The organism is Citrobacter sp. CF971, from assembly GCF_006385635.1.
Classification (GTDB): domain Bacteria; phylum Pseudomonadota; class Gammaproteobacteria; order Enterobacterales; family Enterobacteriaceae; genus Citrobacter; species Citrobacter freundii.
In genome coordinates this window covers 215,819-235,573 of the sequence record NZ_CP041051.1, presented here as the reverse complement: position 1 = coordinate 235,573, position 19,755 = coordinate 215,819, and the positions used below count along the sequence as shown (strand labels likewise).

The window sequence follows — 19,755 nt, the reverse complement described above, 5'->3', positions numbered from 1 at the left end:
TGAATTAAATAACGTAAATTCACGGCATTTATTCGTTTGCTGAACCGATTTCGCAGCAATTGACGTCACGTGTTTTACGTGGCTTTATAAAAGACGGCTAAAAAGTTAAGTCCGCAAGATTTTGCGTGATAGTCAGGCGCGAAAGATACAGGACATATTCAAAATAGATGGGGTGTCTGGGTTAATATGAACGAACAATATTCCGCGTTGCGTAGTAATGTCAGTATGCTCGGCAAAGTGCTGGGAGAGACCATCAAGGATGCGTTGGGAGAGAACATTCTTGATCGCGTAGAAACAATTCGAAAGCTGTCCAAATCATCTCGCGCTGGCAATGAAATTAATCGCCAGGAATTGCTCACCACACTGCAAAATCTGTCTAACGACGAGCTGCTGCCGGTTGCCCGCGCATTTAGCCAGTTCCTGAACCTGGCCAACACCGCCGAGCAGCACCACAGCATTTCGCCAAAAGGCGAAGCAGCCAGCAACCCGGAAGTGATTGCTCGCACTCTGCGTAAACTGAAAGAGCAGCCCAACCTCAATGACGCCACCATCAAGAAAGCCGTAGAATCACTCTCTCTGGAGCTGGTACTCACCGCCCACCCGACCGAGATCACTCGTCGTACGCTGATCCATAAAATGGGTGAAGTGAACGCCTGCCTCAAGCAGCTTGATAACAAAGACCTCGTCGATTATGAACGCAACCAACTGATGCGCCGTCTGCGTCAGCTCATTGCTCAGTCCTGGCATACGGATGAAATCCGCAAACTGCGCCCAAGCCCGGTTGATGAAGCCAAATGGGGATTCGCGGTTGTTGAAAACAGCCTGTGGGAAGGTGTGCCGAACTACCTGCGCGAGCTGAATGAGCAACTGGAAGAGCATCTTGGATATAAGCTGCCAGTTGATTTTGTCCCGGTTCGATTTACCTCCTGGATGGGCGGCGACCGTGACGGCAACCCGAACGTAACGGCGGATATCACCCGTCACGTGCTATTGCTCAGCCGCTGGAAAGCGACAGACCTGTTCCTGAAAGACATCCAGTTTCTGATTTCTGAGCTGTCGATGGTGGATGCCACGCCGGAGCTGATGGCGCTGGTAGGTGAAGAAGGCGCAGCTGAACCATACCGCTATCTGATGAAAACCCTGCGTTCTCGTCTGATGGCGACCCAGGCCTGGCTTGAAGCCCGTCTGAAAGGCGAGAAATTGCCGAAACCTGCGGGACTTCTCACCCAAAACGAACAGCTCTGGGACCCGCTTTACGCGTGCTACCAGTCTCTACAGGCCTGTGGTATGGGCATCATCGCCAATGGCGAATTGCTCGACACCCTTAGGCGCGTGAAGTGTTTCGGCGTACCGCTGGTGCGTATTGATATTCGTCAGGAAAGCACCCGTCATACTGAAGCCTTGGGCGAACTGACTCGTTATCTGGGCATTGGCGACTACGAAAACTGGTCGGAAGCAGATAAACAGGCTTTCCTGATCCGCGAACTGAATTCCAAGCGTCCGCTCCTGCCGCGTAACTGGGAGCCGAGCAATGACACCCGTGAAGTGCTCGACACCTGTCAGGTCATTGCCGAAGCCCCGTATGGCTCCATTGCCGCCTATGTTATCTCGATGGCGAAAACGCCGTCGGATGTGCTGGCCGTGCATCTGCTGCTGAAAGAAGCCGGAATTGGTTTTGCTATGCCGGTCGCTCCGCTATTTGAAACGCTGGACGACCTCAACAATGCCGATGACGTCATGTCCCAGCTTCTGAATATCGACTGGTACCGCGGCTTTATCCAGGGCAAACAGATGGTCATGATTGGCTACTCTGATTCCGCAAAAGACGCGGGCGTGATGGCAGCGTCCTGGGCGCAATACCAGGCTCAGGACGCGCTGATCAAAACCTGCGAAAAAGCCGGTATCGAACTGACGCTGTTCCACGGTCGCGGTGGATCCATTGGTCGCGGCGGCGCGCCTGCGCATGCGGCGCTGCTCTCTCAACCACCAGGCAGCCTGAAAGGCGGTCTGCGCGTGACAGAACAAGGGGAGATGATCCGCTTTAAGTACGGCCTGCCAGAAGTGACCATCAGCAGCCTGTCGCTGTATACCGGAGCAATTCTGGAGGCCAACCTGTTACCACCGCCAGAACCGAAGGATAACTGGCGTCATATCATGGATGAGCTTTCCGATATTTCCTGCGAGCTATACCGTGGATATGTGCGTGAAAACAAAGACTTCGTCCCTTATTTCCGCTCAGCCACACCGGAGCAGGAACTGGGTAAATTGCCGCTCGGTTCACGTCCGGCAAAACGCCGTCCGACCGGCGGCGTTGAGTCTCTGCGTGCTATACCGTGGATCTTTGCCTGGACGCAGAACCGTCTGATGCTCCCGGCCTGGCTTGGTGCTGGTACCGCGCTGCAAAAAGTGGTTGAAGATGGTAAGCAAAGCGAACTCGAAGCGATGTGCCGCGACTGGCCATTCTTCTCCACACGCCTTGGCATGCTGGAAATGGTTTTCGCGAAAGCAGACCTGTGGCTGGCAGAGTATTACGATCAGCGCCTGGTCAAAAAAGAGCTGTGGCCGCTGGGTGAAGAGCTACGCCAACGCCTGGCAGCAGATATCGATGTCGTACTGGCGATTGCCAACGACTCACATTTGATGGCCGACCTGCCGTGGATTGCCGAGTCCATTCAGTTAAGGAATGTTTATACTGACCCGCTGAACGTCTTACAGGCAGAGTTGTTACACCGCTCACGCCAGGCCGAAGAACAAGGCCATGAACCGGATCCACGCGTTGAACAAGCGCTGATGGTGACTATCGCTGGTGTTGCAGCCGGTATGCGCAATACAGGCTAACGCCCCTCCCGCTGTCGCCTTCGTGCTACTGTACGAAGGCGACAGTAAAAACCGCTGTTACAACCACTTCATTTTCAATATATTCCTGCCTGAACATATTCACTACGTGAATATTACAACAGCAAAACACGATCCTGAGATCGTGATGCTTCAGTTCCTCTTAATGTTTAGTCGCTACTCTTGGCGCTACGATTAAAGACAGGCTCACATTATGCAATCCTTACAATTCCAGTCTAAACCCGCCTTTAGCTGGAAAGCCCTGGGTTGGGCGCTCCTCTATTTTTGGTTTTTTTCCTCATTACTACAGGCCGTTATCTATTTTAGCGGCTATAGCGGATCTACCGGCCTACGCGACTCCCTGCTGTTCAGCTCGCTGTGGTTGATCCCGGTATTTTTATTTCCAAACCGTATCCGCATTATTGCTGCCGTCATTGGCGTAATTCTATGGGCGGCCTCGCTGGCAGCTCTGAGCTATTACGTCATTTACGGGCAAGAGTTCTCGCAAAGCGTTCTGTACGTAATGTTTGAAACCAATGCGAACGAAGCCAGCGAGTACCTGAGTCAATACTTCAGCCTGAAGATCGTCTTAATTGCGCTGGCATATACAGCAATGGCAATTCTGCTATGGAGACGTCTGCGTCCGGTACATATTCCATCACCCTGGCGCTATCTGGTGTCGTTTGCACTGTTATACGGATTGATTCTGCATCCGATGACAGTGAACACATTTATCAAACATAAGCCGTTTGAAATAACGTTGGATGGCCTTGCTTCACGTATGGAGCCCGCCGCGCCGTGGCAATTCATCTCCGGGTATTATCAATATCGTCAGCAGTTGACCTCGCTCAATAGCCTGCTGAATGAGAACAATGCCCTGCCGCCGCTGGCCAACTTTAAAGACAGTTCAGGTGACGCACCGCGTACGCTGGTACTGGTGATTGGTGAGTCAACGCAACGTGGCCGCATGAGCCTGTATGGCTATCCGCGTGAAACGACGCCAGAACTGGATGCGCTGCATAAATCCGATCCTAACTTCACCGTATTCAATAATGTCGTGACTTCCCGTCCGTACACCATTGAAATCCTGCAGCAGGCGCTGACCTTCGCTAACGAAAAGAACCCGGATCTGTATCTGACTCAGCCGTCCCTGATGAACATGATGAAACAGGCGGGTTATAAAACCTTCTGGATCACTAATCAGCAGACGATGACCGCCCGCAACACCATGCTGACGGTGTTCTCTAAGCAGACGGATAAACAGTTCTATATGAACCAGCAGCGTACGCAAAGTGCGCGCGAATATGACAGCAACGTGCTGGCGCCATTTAAAGAAGTCCTGGCCGACCCGGCACCGAAAAAGTTCATCATCGTGCATCTGCTGGGTACGCATATTAAGTACAAATTCCGCTATCCGGATGGCCAGGGTAAGTTCGATAATAATATCGACCATGTTCCCGCAGGCCTGAGTAACGATGAGCTGGAAGCCTACAACGATTACGACAGCGCGAATGTTTACAACGATCATATTATTGCCAGCCTGATCAAAGACTATAAAGCGACCGATCCGAACGGCTTCCTGCTGTACTTCTCCGATCATGGCGAAGAGGTTTACGATACGCCACCGCACAAAACGCAGGGTCGTAATGAAGACAACCCAACGCGCCATATGTACACGGTGCCGTTCCTGTTGTGGACTTCGGAAAAATGGCAGGCCGCGCACCCGCGTGACTTCTCACAGGATGTGAATCGTAAATACAGCAGCTCAGAGCTTATCCACACATGGTCTGACTTAGCGGGCTTCACCTACGATGGCTTCGATCCAACTCGCGCCATTACCAATCCGCAGTTCAAAGAGACAACCCGCTGGATTGGCAATCCGTACAAGAAAAATGCCCTGATAGATTACGATTCCCTGCCTTACGGCGATCAAATCGGTAATCAATAACCGTCTGCCGGATGCGCTACGCTTATCCGGCCTACAGCTCGCAAAGACTTGTAGGCCGGATATGGCATTAGCCGCCATCCGGCAATAATCACTTGAGGGCGATTGTTTTCAACGTTACTGTTTCCCTGTCTGCTGCCTGCAAGGGATTAACATGTATCACGACGTCAGCCATCTTCTCTCCCGCCTGATTAACGGCCCCACGCCGCTGCGGCAGATTTATTTCGCCAGCACCAATAGCACAACGCCGGAACTGGCGTATCAGGTCGATTTTCCCCGGCTGGAAATTGTGCTGGAAGGTGAATTTGCGGATTCTGGCATCGATAAGGTGCTTAACCCCGGCGATGTCTTGTTTGTTCCGGCTGGCGGCTGGAATATTCCGCAGTGGGCCACACCGGTCACGACACTCAGCATTCTGTTCGGCAAACAGCAACTGGATTTCAGCGTCGTCCAATGGGACGGCAAGCAATATCAAAACCTTACCCGCCAGCACGTCGCACGGCGTGGGCCGCGTATTGGCTCTTTTCTGCTGCAAACGCTCCATGAGATGCAAATGCAGCCGCAGGAGCAGCAAACGGCCAGGCTAATCGTTGCAAGCTTGCTGAGTCACTGTCGCGATCTACTCGGCAGCCAGATCCAAACCGCATCACGTAGTCAGGCGCTTTTCGACGCCATTCGCGGCTATATTGACGAACGCTACGCTTCGCCGCTCACCCGAGAATCCGTCGCGCAGGCGTTTTACATTTCACCCAATTACCTCTCCCACCTGTTTCAAAAAACGGGCGCTATCGGGTTTAACGAATACCTGAATCATACGCGACTGGAACATGCAAAAACGCTATTAAAGGGTTACGAGCTGAAGATCAAAGACGTGGCGCACACCTGTGGGTTTATTGACAGCAACTACTTCTGCCGCCTGTTTCGCAAGAATACTGAACGTTCGCCGTCAGAGTATCGTCGGCAGTATCACAGCCAGTTGACGGAGAAAAAAACTGACCAGTTATAATCGCATACTGGGACAGAAAACGGAGACAAAGGTAATATTTACTGGATTTTTGTATTATCAAAAAACATATACCATCACATATCACTTACATGTGAGGTATCTCTCACTTTTATAGACATATTACATTTATCCAGCTTTTGACAGATTTGTCAGATAGCACCGCGTGACGAAACACTCTTATCCTGTGCATAGCAAAGCAACCCGGCAACGGGCAGCTAACGGAAAACGTAGAGGGTGTTTTTGTATGGAACTTTATCTTGATACCGCCAACGTCGCGGAAGTCGAACGTCTGGCCCGCATCTTCCCTATCGCGGGCGTCACCACCAACCCAAGCATTGTGGCAGCAAGCAAAGAATCCATCTGGGATGTGCTGCCACGCCTGCAGAACGCCATTGGCAAAGAGGGCATTCTGTTTGCCCAGACCATGAGCCGGGATGCGCAGGGCATGGTGGAAGAAGCTAAACGCCTGAGCAATGCGGTGCCCGGTCTGGTAGTGAAAATCCCGGTGACATCCGAAGGTCTGGCCGCGATCAAGATGCTGAAAAAAGAGGGTATCACCACGCTGGGAACCGCCGTTTACAGTGCTTCTCAGGGGCTACTGGCTGCGCTGGCAGGAGCGAAATATATCGCGCCTTACGTTAACCGTATCGACGCGCAGGGCGGCGACGGGATTCGCACAGTACAGGAACTGCAAACATTGCTGGAACTGCATGCACCGAACAGCATGGTACTGGCGGCCAGCTTTAAAACTCCACGTCAGGCGCTGGATTGCTTGCTGGCAGGATGTGAAGCAATCACCCTGCCATTAGACGTAGCGCAACAAATGCTCAATACCCCTGCGGTAGAGTCAGCAATAGAGAAGTTTGAGCAGGACTGGAACAACGCATTTGGTCACATCAACCTGTGAGGGAAATAAAGTATGGATCGCATTATTCAATCACCTGGTAAGTACATCCAGGGTGCTGATGTTATTACCCGTCTTGGCAGCTACCTCAAACCACTGGCAGAGCGCTGGCTGGTCGTTGGAGACAAGTTTGTCTTAGGCTTTGCCCAGGGTGCACTGGAAAAAAGCTTCCAGGATGCCGGACTGGCGCTGGAGATTGCACCGTTTGGCGGCGAATGTTCACAAAACGAAATCGACCGTCTGCGCGTCGTAGCGGAAAAAGCGCAGTGTGCGGCAGTACTTGGTATTGGTGGCGGTAAAACGCTGGATACCGCCAAAGCGCTGGCGCACTTTATGGGCGTGCCTGTCGCCATTGCGCCAACCATCGCCTCTACCGATGCGCCGTGCAGCGCGCTGTCCGTCATTTACACCGATGCCGGTGAATTCGATCGCTATCTGCTGCTGCCCAATAACCCGGACAGGGTCATTGTTGATACCAAAATTGTCGCGGGCGCACCGGCGCGTCTGTTAGCTGCGGGTATTGGCGATGCGCTGGCGACCTGGTTCGAAGCGCGTGCCTGTTCACGCAGCGGCGCAACCACCATGGCGGGCGGTCAGTGTACTCAGGCGGCGCTGGCGCTGGCAGAGCTGTGCTTTAATACGCTGATCGAAGAAGGTGAAAAAGCGATGCTGGCTGCAGAGCAGCACGTGGTTACACCAGCACTGGAGCGCATTATTGAAGCCAACACCTATCTGAGTGGCGTCGGTTTTGAAAGCGGTGGTCTGGCAGCGGCTCACGCCATTCATAACGGTCTGACCGCAATCCCGGATGCACATCATTATTACCACGGCGAGAAAGTGGCTTTCGGTACGCTGACACAGCTGGTGCTGGAAAACGCGCCGGTCGATGAAATTGAAACCGTTGCCGCGCTGTGCCATTCCGTTGGCTTGCCGATTACCCTGGCGCAACTGGATATCAAACAGGATATTCAGGCGAAAATGCGCATTGTGGCTGAGGCAGCCTGTGCCGAAGGCGAAACCATCCACAACATGCCTGGCGGCGCAACGCCGGACCAGGTGTATGCCGCCCTGCTTGTGGCTGACCAGTACGGTCAACGTTACCTGCAAGAGTGGGAATAAAAGCTGTTTGCCGGATGAGTAAGATGTTTTAGCGTTGCCATCCGGCAGTTTTGTTCCTGCCGCTATGTTCTTTTATGTTCTTTTCATCGCATGTTGCCAGCATGAGATGTGTGTTTTATAGTGCGCTTTTCCTTCAAACGAAGCGTGACTATGCAATCATCAGACAGAAGAATGAGCATTTACGCCATTCTGCAGCAGGACAAGAAAGTCGTCGTTAACGAACTCGCAGAAAAATTTGGCGTCACCAAGATGACCATTCGCCGCGACCTCTCCTTCTTTGAAAAACAAGGGATTGTCAAAACAACCTACGGCGGCGCTTACCTGACCAGCGGTGCCAGCGTAGAGCCCAGCTTCCAGCTAAAATCCGTGCAAATGGTCGATGATAAGCATCTGATAGGCCAGAAAGCCGCCGAACTGGTCGAAGACGGCGACACGATTATTATAGATTGCGGCACCACGCTGCTGGCCTTTGCACAATTCCTGTTTGATAAAAAAATCATGGTGATCACCAACTCTATTCCAGTGGTTAACCTGCTTAAAGGAAGGCGGGGGATAAAACTGATTGTTGCGCCTGGCGAATATGAAGATGATACGCAGGGGATGATTTCATCCTGCACGTCTAATTTTTTCAATAATATTCATGCCGATAAGGTCTTCCTCAGCACCCAGGGCATCAACGAAGCTGGCGAGCTCACCGTTCCCAAACTGCCGGATGCTCACGTCAAACAAGCTTTGCTACGCGCCGGACGACAAAAAATTCTGCTGGCAGATAAAAGCAAGTTTGGGCAGACATTTCTTGCCGGGCATGGTCGTATTGCTGATTTTAACTACATCATCAGTCAAAGCGGTGTACCCGATACCCTTACCGCACAACTTAACGGACATGTTCAGCTACTGTTAGCTGATACCCCTTCCTGAGTTCCCCCCTCTTAAACGCACATCTTTCTGTGCGTTTCTGTCCTCTTTAAATGTTCTTTTTATATTTTTATGTGATCAAAGGAACAAAATAGATCATAAGCAGATTGACAATCGAACACCTCAGGCGTGGAATACGAAAACCCCTTCCCACATTGAGGTCTTTATGAACGGATTACTCAGTTTTAAACCCACCAACAACGATTGCGATTTTGCCAGGATTGCGAAAAAGCAGGATCAGATGTTCCACCGTACCGCGACGTTATGCCCGGAACGCGCAGAAATCATTACCGAATCGTTTAAACGTTCAGAAGGCAAACCGATCGTTATTCGCCGGGCGTTGGCGCTGGCCGACATTCTGGCAAACATGACCATTTACATTGAGCCGGATATGTTGATCGTCGGCAACCAGGCCAGCGCCAACTTCGCTGCGCCAGTATTTCCGGAGTTCTCTTTCAACTGGGTGATTGATGAACTCGACGAATTTGACAAGCGGTCTGGCGACAGCTTCCAGGTATCTGAAGAGACCAAAGCACGTCTGCGTGTATTGCAAGACTACTGGCAGGGTAAAACCCATCAGGATGAAGTATTAACCAACCTACCGCAAATTAACCGCCTGGCGGAAAAGCAGGGCGTATTGCACCGTGGTGGTATCAGCATGTCCGGTGATGGTCACATCATTCCAAACCATGATTTCGTACTCGAAGTCGGTTACGGCGGCATGCGCGATATCGCCAAACAACATCTGGCAGAAGATCAACACCTGACCGAAGAACAGACCGATTTCTACCAGGCCGTCATCATCACCATGGACGCCGCCCTGAACTACTGCAAACGCTTCTCTTTGCTGGCCAAAGAAGAGGCGGCAAAAACCAGCGATACTAAACGTCGCGACGAGTTGCTGGCAATGAGCGATATGTTCGCCCACTTGATGGAAGGCAAAGCGCAGAGCTTTTGGGAAGCGGTAGAAACAGTCTATCTAACCCATTTACTGATGATGATCGAAAGCAACGGCCACTCGTTCTCCTTTGGCCGTTTTGACCAGTACGTCTGGTCGTTCTACGAAGCGGATATTCACTCAGGAAAAATCAGTAAAGAGAAGGCGCTGGAGATCCTGACCCACTTCTTCATCATGACCAACAGCCTCAACAAAGTACGCCCGTGGGGCCACACTCAGTATAGCGGCGGTTACCCACTTTATTCCAACCTGATGGTCGGAGGCATGAAGCCGGACGGCACTGACGGCACCAACGATCTCTCTTATTTATCGCTGGAAGCGATGGCGTTAACCGGCCTGCCAGAACCAAACTTAAGCGTACGTTTCTCTAAAGATACCCCGCATTCACTGATGCAGGATTCGGCAAAACTGATCCGCAAGGGCTTTGGCATGCCGTCCATTTTCTGTGATGAAGTGGTGATCCCTGCAATGATGACGCTTGGTCTGACGGAAGAGGTCGCCCGTGAATATGCCTCAATGGGCTGCGTGGAAACCGCTATTCCTGGCCGTTGGGGCCACCGCGCTACCGGTATGACCTACGTTAACTTCGGCAAAATTCTTGAACTGGTGATGAACAACGGCTGCTGCCCGGCAACCGGCGTACAGCTGGTAAAAGTGAACGGCAAAGAAGGCCGCGAAATTAACTATGCGTCTTATGATGAAGTGTGGGCTGCGTGGAATCAGTTGCTGGAGTTCTACTCCGACCTGGCGGTGGACTGCGATCTGGTGTGCGATCGTGCACTGAAACATCACGATGCCGACGCTTTCGCTTCCGCGACCATTAACTGCTCTCTGGAGCGCGGTAAAACGCTGAAAAACGGCGGCGCAGAGTACGACTTTGTCAGTTCCTCCAATATCGGGCCTTCGGTAGTTGGTGACAGCCTCGCTGCGGTGAAGAAGTTGGTCTTTGATGACCAGGTGCTAACACTCAAGCAACTGCGTGATGCCATGGACAGCAACTTTGAAGGCATTGAAGGCGCACGCGTACGCAAGCTATGCCGCAACGCGCCGAAGTTTGGCAACGATATCGACTACGTTGATTACATTGTCGCCGACGTGTTCGAGTCCTATCTGAAGCTGCTGCCGAAGTACAAAACCGATCGCTACGGCAAAGGACCGAAAGGCTGCGGTTACACCATGTCCACGTCCAACATCACCTCCTACGTCCCAAACGGCTTTGACGTTGGCGCAACGCCAGATGGTCGCCTGGCGACTCTGCCATTAAACGAAGGTGCATCACCGTGCCTCGGCGCGGATAAAGAAGGGCCAACGGCGGTGATCAACTCCGTGGCGAAGCTGCCAAACCAGAAAATCGCCGGTGGCCAGTTGCTGAACATGAAATTCACGCCGAGCGCACTGGAAGGCGACGATAACCTGGAGAAATTTACCCATTTCATGGAAGCCAGCCGGATGAAGAATATCTTCCACAACCAGTTCAACATCATCGATTCAAATATTCTGCGAGCAGCGAAAGCGCACCCGGAAGATTATCCGAACCTAATGGTGCGCGTAGCGGGTTATTGCGCTTTGTTTTCGACGCTGATGCCGGAAGCGCAGGACGCGATTATCGCCCGTACAGAACTGGCATGGTGAGGAGAACGTTAATATGAGAACAGGCCTGATCTCCCGCATTCAGCATTATTCCACCAAGGATGGCCCTGGAATACGCAGCACCGTCTTTATGCAGCAGTGTAATTTACGCTGTCAGTGGTGTGCGAATCCGGAAACCATCAGGCCTGGTTTCAACGTTTTCTGGTTTAAAGAGCGCTGCCGCCAGTGCGGGACCTGCGTACAAGCGGCGGCAAACAGCGCGATTACCCTCGCACAACCCGGCAACGGGGTGAATATCGACCGGAAAAAGTGCACCAATCTGCTGGATATCGTCGACATGTGCCCCTATGACGGCTACGAGAAAGTCGGCCAAGAGATGACATCTCACCAACTGGCAGACCTGCTGCTGCGCGACAAAGCGTTTTACGATGAAAGCCACGGCGGCGTCACCTTTTCCGGCGGTGAGCCGGCGCTTCAGGCTGAGTTTGTCAGGGAAACCGCCCTGCTGTTGAAGGCGGAAGGGATACATGTCTGCCTGGATACCGCCGGTTATATTCGCTGGGAAAAACTCCGCCCTCTGGTTGAAGCCGTCGATCTTGTTTCCTACGATTTTAAAGTCTTTGATGCAGAAACCCATCTCAGTTGTACAGGTGTTGATAACCGGTTGATCCTGGAGAATGCCAAAGCGATCGCAGCAATGGGCAAGCCGATCCTGGCACGCATGGTGATCGTACCAACACGTAATGATGATCCAGCCGATATCCGTAAACGCCTCGATTTTATCCGCACACTCGGTAGCGCGGTGCAGCAGGTCGATATTCTCGAGTATCACATTTATGGCATCGGTAAATATCAAAAACTAGGCATTCCTTATTTATTAAAAGACATTCCCGCTTGCCAACACGAGATGACGGAACAAATTAAACAATATGCCGAAGAGATTGGCCTGAGGGCCACCATTGGCGGTTAAAGGACGAACATGCTTAATTTTATTATTACCGAAACCTATACAGAAATGAGCATGCTGGCGGCAAAACGCGTTGCCGCGGCATTGATAAATAAACCCGACCTGGTTATGGCTATTCCAACGGGTGGAACGCCAGTAGGCATGCTGGCAGAAATGAGTCGCATGGCGAAAAATGGTGACGCTGACTTTACAAAAACATTCGCCTTCAATATCGATGAATATATTCCGCTACGTAACACAGACCCACAAAGTTATTACTATTTCCTGCAACAACACCTTTATCAGTACGCAAATATCCCCGCCGAAAATACTTTTGTTCCCGATGTTCTGGCCGCCAATTTAACCGCAGAATGCGCCCGCTATGAGCAAACTATCGTTGATCACGGCGACTTTGATATGACCATCCTCGGCATCGGTCACGACGGCCATATCGGTTTTAACGAGCCGCATGCTACTCATAGCCCAGTATGTCATGTCATTAATCTCAACGTGGATACTATCGAAGCCAACGCCCGATTCTTTGCACGACAGGAGGACGTGCCGCAGCAGGCGATTACACTCGGCATGGGAACCATTCTGAGAAGCAAAGAGATAGTCCTGATTGCTAACGGCAAATCAAAATCCTCAGTGATTAAACAGCTTCACGACTGCACCCGCATTGACCCGCAATTTCCAGCGTCGTTTCTGTTAATGCACCCAAATGTGACGGTAATTTGCGATCGCGAGGCGGCATCACAGCTTCATATTTAATTATCCGGAGGCGCGTATGATTATTCAGAGTGAACGGGTATGGCTTTACGGGAGTTTTTTTCCAGCGCACATTACCGTTGCGAACGGAAAAATTATTGATATTAACGTCGGACTAATCGCCGACGCCGATTATGATTTTGGTCTGCGTCGAATTGTTCCTGGCTTTATTGATATGCACGCACATGGCGGATGGAACTACGACACAAACGAAGATGACGCCGCTGGCCTGCGCCGCTGGCTCTCGCATTTACCGCAGGAAGGCGTCACAGCCTTTTGCCCAACAACGGTCACTGACGATCACCCAATTCTGCTTGCAGCACTACGCAATATTGCTCATGTTATGCACCACCCATCGGCTGGCGCGGAGATCCTCGGTATTCATCTTGAAGGGCCTTTCCTGAATCCTCTGTATCGTGGCGCACAGCCCGAAAAGGCCATTCGTCAGGCCAGCCTTACCGATTTCGCCGCTTACGAACAGGCAGCAGAGGGGCAAATTATCGCTGTCACTCTGGCACCGGAGATGGACCCGGGCCACACTCTAACCCGCTACTGCAAAGAGAAGAACATCATCGTCAGTATGGGGCATTCCGATGCTTCCTTTGAACAGGCACTGGAAGCCACGGGCAACGGCGCAAGCAGCGTCACCCACGTTTACAACGGGATGGCGAAATATGTTAACCGCGAGCCAGGTTTATTGGGGGCCGCCTGGCAGCTGGATGGGCTGTATGGCGAATTGATTGCCGATGGTATTTTTGTCAGCCTGGTTTCAGCGGCACATTTATTCCATGCCAAAAATGATGACTATATCATTATGATCAGCGACTCAATGAAAGCCAAAGGTGAAGCACCTGGCCGCTACATGTTTGGCGGAGAGCCGATGATTCTTGGTGAAGACGGTGCCACACGGCGAGAAAACGGCGTACTGGTCGGGAGCACACTTCAATTGAATCGCGGCCTGTATAATATGGTCGAGAGGGCGATGGTTCCCTTTAGCTCTGCGTTAAAATCCTGCACAATTAATCCCGCTCGCCTTCTCGGAATAGACGATCGTAAAGGGAAATTACAGCGCGGATACGACGCCGATATTGTCGTACTGGAAGATAATTACCAGGTCAATACCACTTTCTGTAAAGGAGAAATCACCTGGTCAATTAATTAATTGGTATTATATTTACCTATTTCTATTCAGCGGTTGTTAAATAACGACCGCCAAATTTTATTTATATTTTATAAAGGAAGCTAATTTGTTATTTTAATAAAATGAGATACAAACCACATTAATCGCATTTATATTCACTTAAAAATAACGCACAAAATAATAACTATACACCCGCCACATTTACCTCCCATCGCAAACATTATTAACCATTCAGAATATATATTTCTGATCTGATGATTTCTATCTGCTTATAGGGAATGCCATGAATATTTTGGGTTATTTGCAAAAAGTGGGCCGTGCATTAATGGTGCCAGTAGCAACGTTACCAGCGGCCGCTATTTTAATGGGTATCGGATACTGGATCGATCCAACGGGTTGGGGAAGTGCCAACGCGCTGGCCGCCTTATTTATTCAATCTGGCTCCGCTATCATCGACAATATGGGAGTGCTGTTTGCTGTCGGTGTGGCGTATGGAATGTCAAAAGATAAAGATGGTGCTGCGGCGCTGGCGGGGTTTGTCGGCTTTCTTGTATTAACGACCCTCTGTTCACCCGCCGCCGTGGCGATGATCCAGCAAATCCCACTGGAGCAGGTGCCAGCGGCCTTTGCTAAGATTAAAAACCAGTTTATTGGCATCATGGTTGGCGTCATCTCTGCTGAACTGTATAACCGCTTTGGCAGCGTCGAACTGCCAAAAGCTCTTTCGTTCTTCAGCGGACGCCGTCTCGTCCCCATCATCACCTCTTTCGTGATGATTATTGTCGCTTTTATCATGATGTTTATCTGGCCTGTCGTTTTCAGCGGCCTGGTGGGTTTTGGCGAACATATTCAAAAGCTCGGTTCAGTTGGTGCGGGGATCTACGCATTCTTTAATCGATTGCTGATTCCTGTGGGCTTGCACCATGCACTAAATTCTGTGTTTTGGTTTGATGTTGCCGGGATTAACGATATCCCCAATTTTCTCGGCGGCGCACAATCAATTGAAACGGGAAAAGGCATTGTCGGCATCACGGGGCGTTATCAGGCGGGTTTCTTTCCGATCATGATGTTTGGTCTGCCGGGCGCTGCGCTGGCGATTTATCAATGCGCACGTCCTGAGAACAAAGCAAAAGTCATGGGGATCATGATGGCTGGCGCGTTCGCCTCATTTTTCACAGGCATCACTGAGCCGCTGGAATTTTCCTTCATGTTTGTCGCGCCGATGCTGTACGTCATTCACGCGTTGCTATCAGGGATTGCCGTTTTTGTCGCGGCCAGCCTGCACTGGATTGCCGGTTTTGGCTTCAGCGCTGGCCTGGTAGACATGGTGCTTTCTTCACGTAATCCGCTCGCCGTGCAATGGTATTTTCTCATACCTTTGGGACTGGTATTTTTCGTTATCTACTATCTGATGTTTCGTTTCACCATCATCAAATTTGATCTGCTCACCCCTGGGCGCGAGCTGGCCGTTGCCGGGAGTTGTGCCGATGGTCAGGACACCAATATCAGTAGCCCTAAAGATCAAAATGTGAGTGAACTGGCGCGTCAGTACATCGCGGCTATTGGTGGCTCAGAAAACCTGACCGGCATTGACGCCTGTATCACTCGCCTACGGCTGAGTGTCAACGATTCCTCACTAGTCAATGACGCCCTGGCAAAACGATTGGGTGCTACGGGGGTTATCCGTCTGAACCAAACCAGCGTGCAAATCATCGTCGGATTCGTCGCAGAAAAAATCGCCAACGCGATGAAAACTATAGGCTATGTAGAAGCAGCCAGAGCCGTTGCCGCCGCTCCCACTTCGGTTAAACCACAGATGACAAAGCATACTGCCGTCATCACTGAACTGGTCGCTCCGGTAAGCGGTAAGGTCGTCATGCTGGAACACGTGCCGGATGAAGCCTTCGCCAGTAAAGCTGTTGGGGATGGTGTTGCTATACTCCCGACAGGCAGCACGGTTGTTTCACCCGCAGCAGGCACTATCGTAAAAATCTTTAACACTAACCATGCGTTCTGCCTGACAACGAACACGGGCGCGGAGATCATCGTCCATATGGGGCTAGATACTGTTGCGCTTAACGGGCAGGGATTCTGTCGTCTGGTAGAAGAAGGGAGTGATGTTGTCGCAGGCCAACCGATACTGGAAATGGATCTCGATTTCCTGAATGCCAGCGTCCGCTCAATGTTAAGCCCGGTGGTATGCAGCAATATTGAAGATTTTACGGAGATAGAGTTCAGGATGCCAGACGGTAACGTCATTGCGGGAAAGACCCCGCTCTACATCATCAAGGGATAAATGACAAAATCAGCGACTGCCTTTGGCAGTCGCTGATTTATTGACTTACAGCAGGTCGAAACGATCCAGGTTCATCACTTTCACCCATGCGGCCACGAAATCTCTCACGAACTTCTCGTGGGCATCGCTGCAGGCATAAACTTCAGCCACTGCGCGCAGTACAGAGTTAGAACCAAATACCAGATCAGCGCGGGTTGCGGTGTATTTTACTTCGCCGCTCAGACGGTCACGACCTTCAAACAGTTCTTGTGACTCATCAACCGCCTTCCACTCATGGCGCATATCCAGCAGATTGACGAAGAAGTCAGTGCTGAGTACGCCTGGACGATCGGTAAAGACACCGTGCTGGCTACCATCAAAGTTGGTGCCCAGTACGCGCATACCTCCCACCAGCACGGTCATTTCCGGTGCGGTTAGCGTCAGCTGCTGTGCTTTATCGATCAGCAGCGACTCGGTGGTCGATACGTCAGGACGGGCGCGGTAGTTACGGAAGCCATCGGCGATTGGCTCAAGCAGTTCAAACATCTCAATATCCGTTTGATCCTGGCGCGCATCCACGCGACCCGGCGCAAAAGGTACCTTAATGCTGACACCCGCAGCACTTGCCGCCTGCTCGATGCCGACAACACCTGCCAGCACGATAATATCGGCCAACGAGGCGGTATGGGCAGACTTATAAATCCCTTCCAGCACAGGCAGAACGCGTGCTGCGGTGGCATTCACATCCCAGCCGCGCTGTGGATCCAGCGCCAGACGGGCACCGTTAGCGCCGCCACGTTTATCCCCACCGCGGAAAGTCGATGCCGACGCCCATGCTACTGATACCAGTTCGCCCACGGACAGCCCGGAAGCGGCAATGGTCGCTTTCAGCTTCAGGATATCTTCTTCGCTTGGGTTGAAGAACGCATGCGGCAGCGGGTCTTGCCAAATCAGATCTTCTTTTGGCACTTCCGGTCCGATGTAACGCGCTTTCGGCCCCATATCACGGTGCGTCAGTTTAAACCACGCACGGGCAAACGCTTCGTTGAACGCCTGTGGATCGTTCAGGAAACGGCGGGAGATTTTCTCGAACTCAGGATCGAAACGCAGCGTCAGGTCGGTAACTAGCATTGTTGGCTTGCGTTTTTTCGACGGATCAAACGGATCGGGGATAATCTCCGGTGCGTCAACCGCTTCAAACTGAATAGCGCCTGCCGGGCTGCGAGTTTGTACCCACTCGTATTTGAACAGGTTCTCGAAGAAATAGTTGCTCCATTGGGTTGGCGTCTGCGTCCAGACCACTTCCAGACCGGATGTAATGGCATCCGCGCCCGCGCCGCTGCCGTAGCTGCTCGCCCAGCCCAGGCCCTGTGCTTCAATCGGTGCGGATTCAGGATCGGCGCCTACGTGCGAAGCCGGTGCAGCGCCGTGGGTTTTGCCCAACGTATGACCACCGCCAATCAGCGCCACGGTTTCTTCGTCGTTCATACCCATATTACCGAAGGTCGCGCGAATAGCCGCTGCCGCTGAAAGCGGTTCGCCGCTATGGTCCGGCCCTTCCGGGTTCACATAGATAAGGCCCATTTCGGTTGCGCCCAGCGGCGCTTTGGCCAGTTCTTCCGGGTGACGGTGAGTCAGCCAGGCTTTTTCATCACCCCAGTTTACGTCGAGATCCGGTTCCCAGACATCTTCACGACCAGCACCAAAGCCGAAGGTGCGGAAGCCTGAGTTTTCCAGCGCCACGTTACCCGCGAGGATAAACAGGTCGGCCCAGGAAATTTTCTGGCCATATTTCTGCTTGATTGGCCACAGCAGACGACGCGCTTTATCAAGGCTGACGTTATCCGGCCAGGAGTTCAGTGGTGCAAAACGCTGCTGTCCGCGACCCGCGCCACCGCGTCCATCGATGGAGCGATAGGTCCCTGCACCGTGCCATGCCATGCGGATAAACAATCCAGCATAGGTTCCCCAGTCAGCGGGCCACCACGGTTGAGATTCGGACAGAAGGGCTCTGAGATCCCCTTTCAGGGCAGAGTAGTCGAGTTTGCTAAACTCTTTGCGGTAGTCGAAGTCCTCACCCAGCGGGTTAGAACGGTTGGAATGTTGGTTTAAAAGATCAACGCGCAGTTGATTTGGCCACCAGTCGCGGTTGTTCGTTCCTGCTCCCGCGCTCTGGTCGTGACCGCCCTGATGAAAAGGACACTTACCGGCAGTTGATGTGTTCTGGCTATCGTCGGACATGCTCATCTATATGCTCCCTTTACAGTGTTCTGACTACGATATACACCACCAGAGATAAGATATAGTCGAAAAAACCCACAGATTCGATAGCTAATTCCTTTTATATTTTACGTTACAGAGATGTAGATCAAAATGATCAACAAAAAGCCCTCCGTAGAGGGCTGGGGCATCTGTTTAGTTCGGTCTTACACCCAGTGTGTGACAAATAGCGTAGCTCATCTCGGCACGATTAAGGGTATAGAAGTGAAAATCTTTCACCCCTTCGCGGCTGAGAATCTTCACCATGTCCATAGCGATATTAGCGCCCACCAGCTTGCGGGTTTCCGCGTCATCATCCAGACCATCAAACATGGTCGACATCCACGCCGGAATGCGGACGTTGGTCATGTCGGCAAATTTTTTCGCCTGCTTAAAGTTGGAGACTGGCAGGATACCCGGAATAATTTCCACGTCGATTCCCGCAGACACACAGCGATCACGAAAGCGCAGATAGCTTTCTACATCGAAGAAGAACTGGGTAATCGCACGGTTCGCACCGGCATCAACCTTACGCTTCAGGTTCAGCAGATCGGCCTGAGCGCTCTTCGCTTCCGGGTGCACTTCCGGGTAAGCCGCAACGGAGATATCAAAGTCTGCAACGTCTTTCAGTAGCGTCACCAGGTCAGAAGCATACATATCCGGTTTACCGCTTCCCGGCGGCAGGTCACCGCGCAGGGCAACAATATGACGAATACCGTTGTTCCAGTAGTCCTGAGCAATAGTCCGCAGCTCATCGCGGGTTGCATCAATACAGGTCAGGTGCGGCGCTGCTTCAAGGCCAGTGCGATCCTTAATGCCTTTAATAATGCTGTGCGTACGGTCGCGCTCACCAGAGTTTGCACCGTAAGTGACTGAAACAAACTTCGGCTTCAGGCTGCTCAGGCGATCGATGGAGTTCCACAGGGTTTGCTCCATTTCACTGGTGCGCGGCGGGAAAAACTCAAATGAAACGTTAATCTGACCGGCAACTTCTGCCAGGCTCTGATTCAGGGCTTCCCGCTGGTTGGCGTGAAAAAAGCTCATACCTTACCTCATCAATCTTTTGTCGTTATATGTTGTGTTGTGAACTGCTA

Annotated in this window: 13 protein-coding genes; 11 read left to right on the top strand and 2 right to left on the bottom strand. The window is 51.8% G+C overall.

Features of this window, described 5'->3' with window-relative positions:
* Positions 1-186: 186 nt before the first annotated feature.
* The 11 genes from ppc (at position 187) to nagE (ending at position 16,423) form a co-directional block, all read left to right on the top strand.
* Positions 187-2,838 carry a phosphoenolpyruvate carboxylase gene (gene ppc / locus E6P06_RS04595; RefSeq protein WP_003840542.1) on the top strand — a complete coding sequence of 884 codons (2,652 nt, stop codon included), beginning with the start codon at positions 187-189 and terminating at the stop codon, positions 2,836-2,838.
* A 211-nt stretch (positions 2,839-3,049) separates the two neighbouring features.
* On the top strand, positions 3,050-4,783 hold the full coding sequence (locus E6P06_RS04590; RefSeq protein WP_139934983.1) for a phosphoethanolamine transferase CptA: 1,734 nt from the start codon (positions 3,050-3,052) through the stop codon (positions 4,781-4,783).
* A 151-nt stretch (positions 4,784-4,934) separates the two neighbouring features.
* Positions 4,935-5,786 (top strand): AraC family transcriptional regulator, encoded by an 852-nt coding sequence (locus E6P06_RS04585; RefSeq protein WP_139934982.1) that lies wholly within the window; start codon positions 4,935-4,937, stop codon positions 5,784-5,786.
* A 244-nt stretch (positions 5,787-6,030) separates the two neighbouring features.
* A complete protein-coding gene (gene fsa, locus E6P06_RS04580) occupies positions 6,031-6,693 on the top strand; it encodes a fructose-6-phosphate aldolase (protein WP_016151282.1) in 663 nt (220 codons plus the stop codon).
* Between the two features lie 12 nt (positions 6,694-6,705).
* On the top strand, positions 6,706-7,809 hold the full coding sequence (locus tag E6P06_RS04575) for a glycerol dehydrogenase (protein WP_016151281.1): 1,104 nt from the start codon (positions 6,706-6,708) through the stop codon (positions 7,807-7,809).
* A gap of 171 nt (positions 7,810-7,980) precedes the next feature.
* A complete protein-coding gene (locus E6P06_RS04570; RefSeq protein ID WP_048234192.1) occupies positions 7,981-8,727 on the top strand; it encodes a DeoR/GlpR family DNA-binding transcription regulator in 747 nt (248 codons plus the stop codon).
* A gap of 163 nt (positions 8,728-8,890) precedes the next feature.
* Positions 8,891-11,314, top strand: a complete 2,424-nt coding sequence (locus E6P06_RS04565; protein WP_139934981.1) for a formate C-acetyltransferase/glycerol dehydratase family glycyl radical enzyme — start codon at positions 8,891-8,893, stop codon at positions 11,312-11,314.
* Positions 11,315-11,327: 13 nt separating this feature from the next.
* Complete coding sequence (locus E6P06_RS04560) at positions 11,328-12,242, top strand: glycyl-radical enzyme activating protein (RefSeq protein ID WP_048234194.1); 915 nt, start codon at positions 11,328-11,330, stop codon at positions 12,240-12,242.
* 9 nt (positions 12,243-12,251) lie between these two features.
* Complete coding sequence (nagB, locus tag E6P06_RS04555) at positions 12,252-12,989, top strand: glucosamine-6-phosphate deaminase (RefSeq protein WP_048234195.1); 738 nt, start codon at positions 12,252-12,254, stop codon at positions 12,987-12,989.
* Between the two features lie 16 nt (positions 12,990-13,005).
* A complete protein-coding gene (nagA, locus tag E6P06_RS04550) occupies positions 13,006-14,148 on the top strand; it encodes an N-acetylglucosamine-6-phosphate deacetylase (RefSeq protein ID WP_048234196.1) in 1,143 nt (380 codons plus the stop codon).
* Between the two features lie 262 nt (positions 14,149-14,410).
* Complete coding sequence (gene nagE, locus E6P06_RS04545) at positions 14,411-16,423, top strand: N-acetylglucosamine-specific PTS transporter subunit IIBC (RefSeq protein WP_139934980.1); 2,013 nt, start codon at positions 14,411-14,413, stop codon at positions 16,421-16,423.
* 45 nt (positions 16,424-16,468) lie between these two features.
* Here the strand turns inward: nagE and katG are convergent, their stop codons facing one another.
* Together katG and metF are read right to left on the bottom strand one after the other, a co-directional pair.
* Entirely contained in the window at positions 16,469-18,649 is a 2,181-nt protein-coding gene (gene katG / locus E6P06_RS04540; RefSeq protein ID WP_003028832.1) for a catalase/peroxidase HPI, read from the bottom strand.
* Between the two features lie 168 nt (positions 18,650-18,817).
* Positions 18,818-19,705 carry a methylenetetrahydrofolate reductase gene (metF, locus tag E6P06_RS04535; protein ID WP_003028830.1) on the bottom strand — a complete coding sequence of 296 codons (888 nt, stop codon included), beginning with the start codon at positions 19,703-19,705 and terminating at the stop codon, positions 18,818-18,820.
* Between the last annotated feature and the right edge of the window lie 50 nt (positions 19,706-19,755).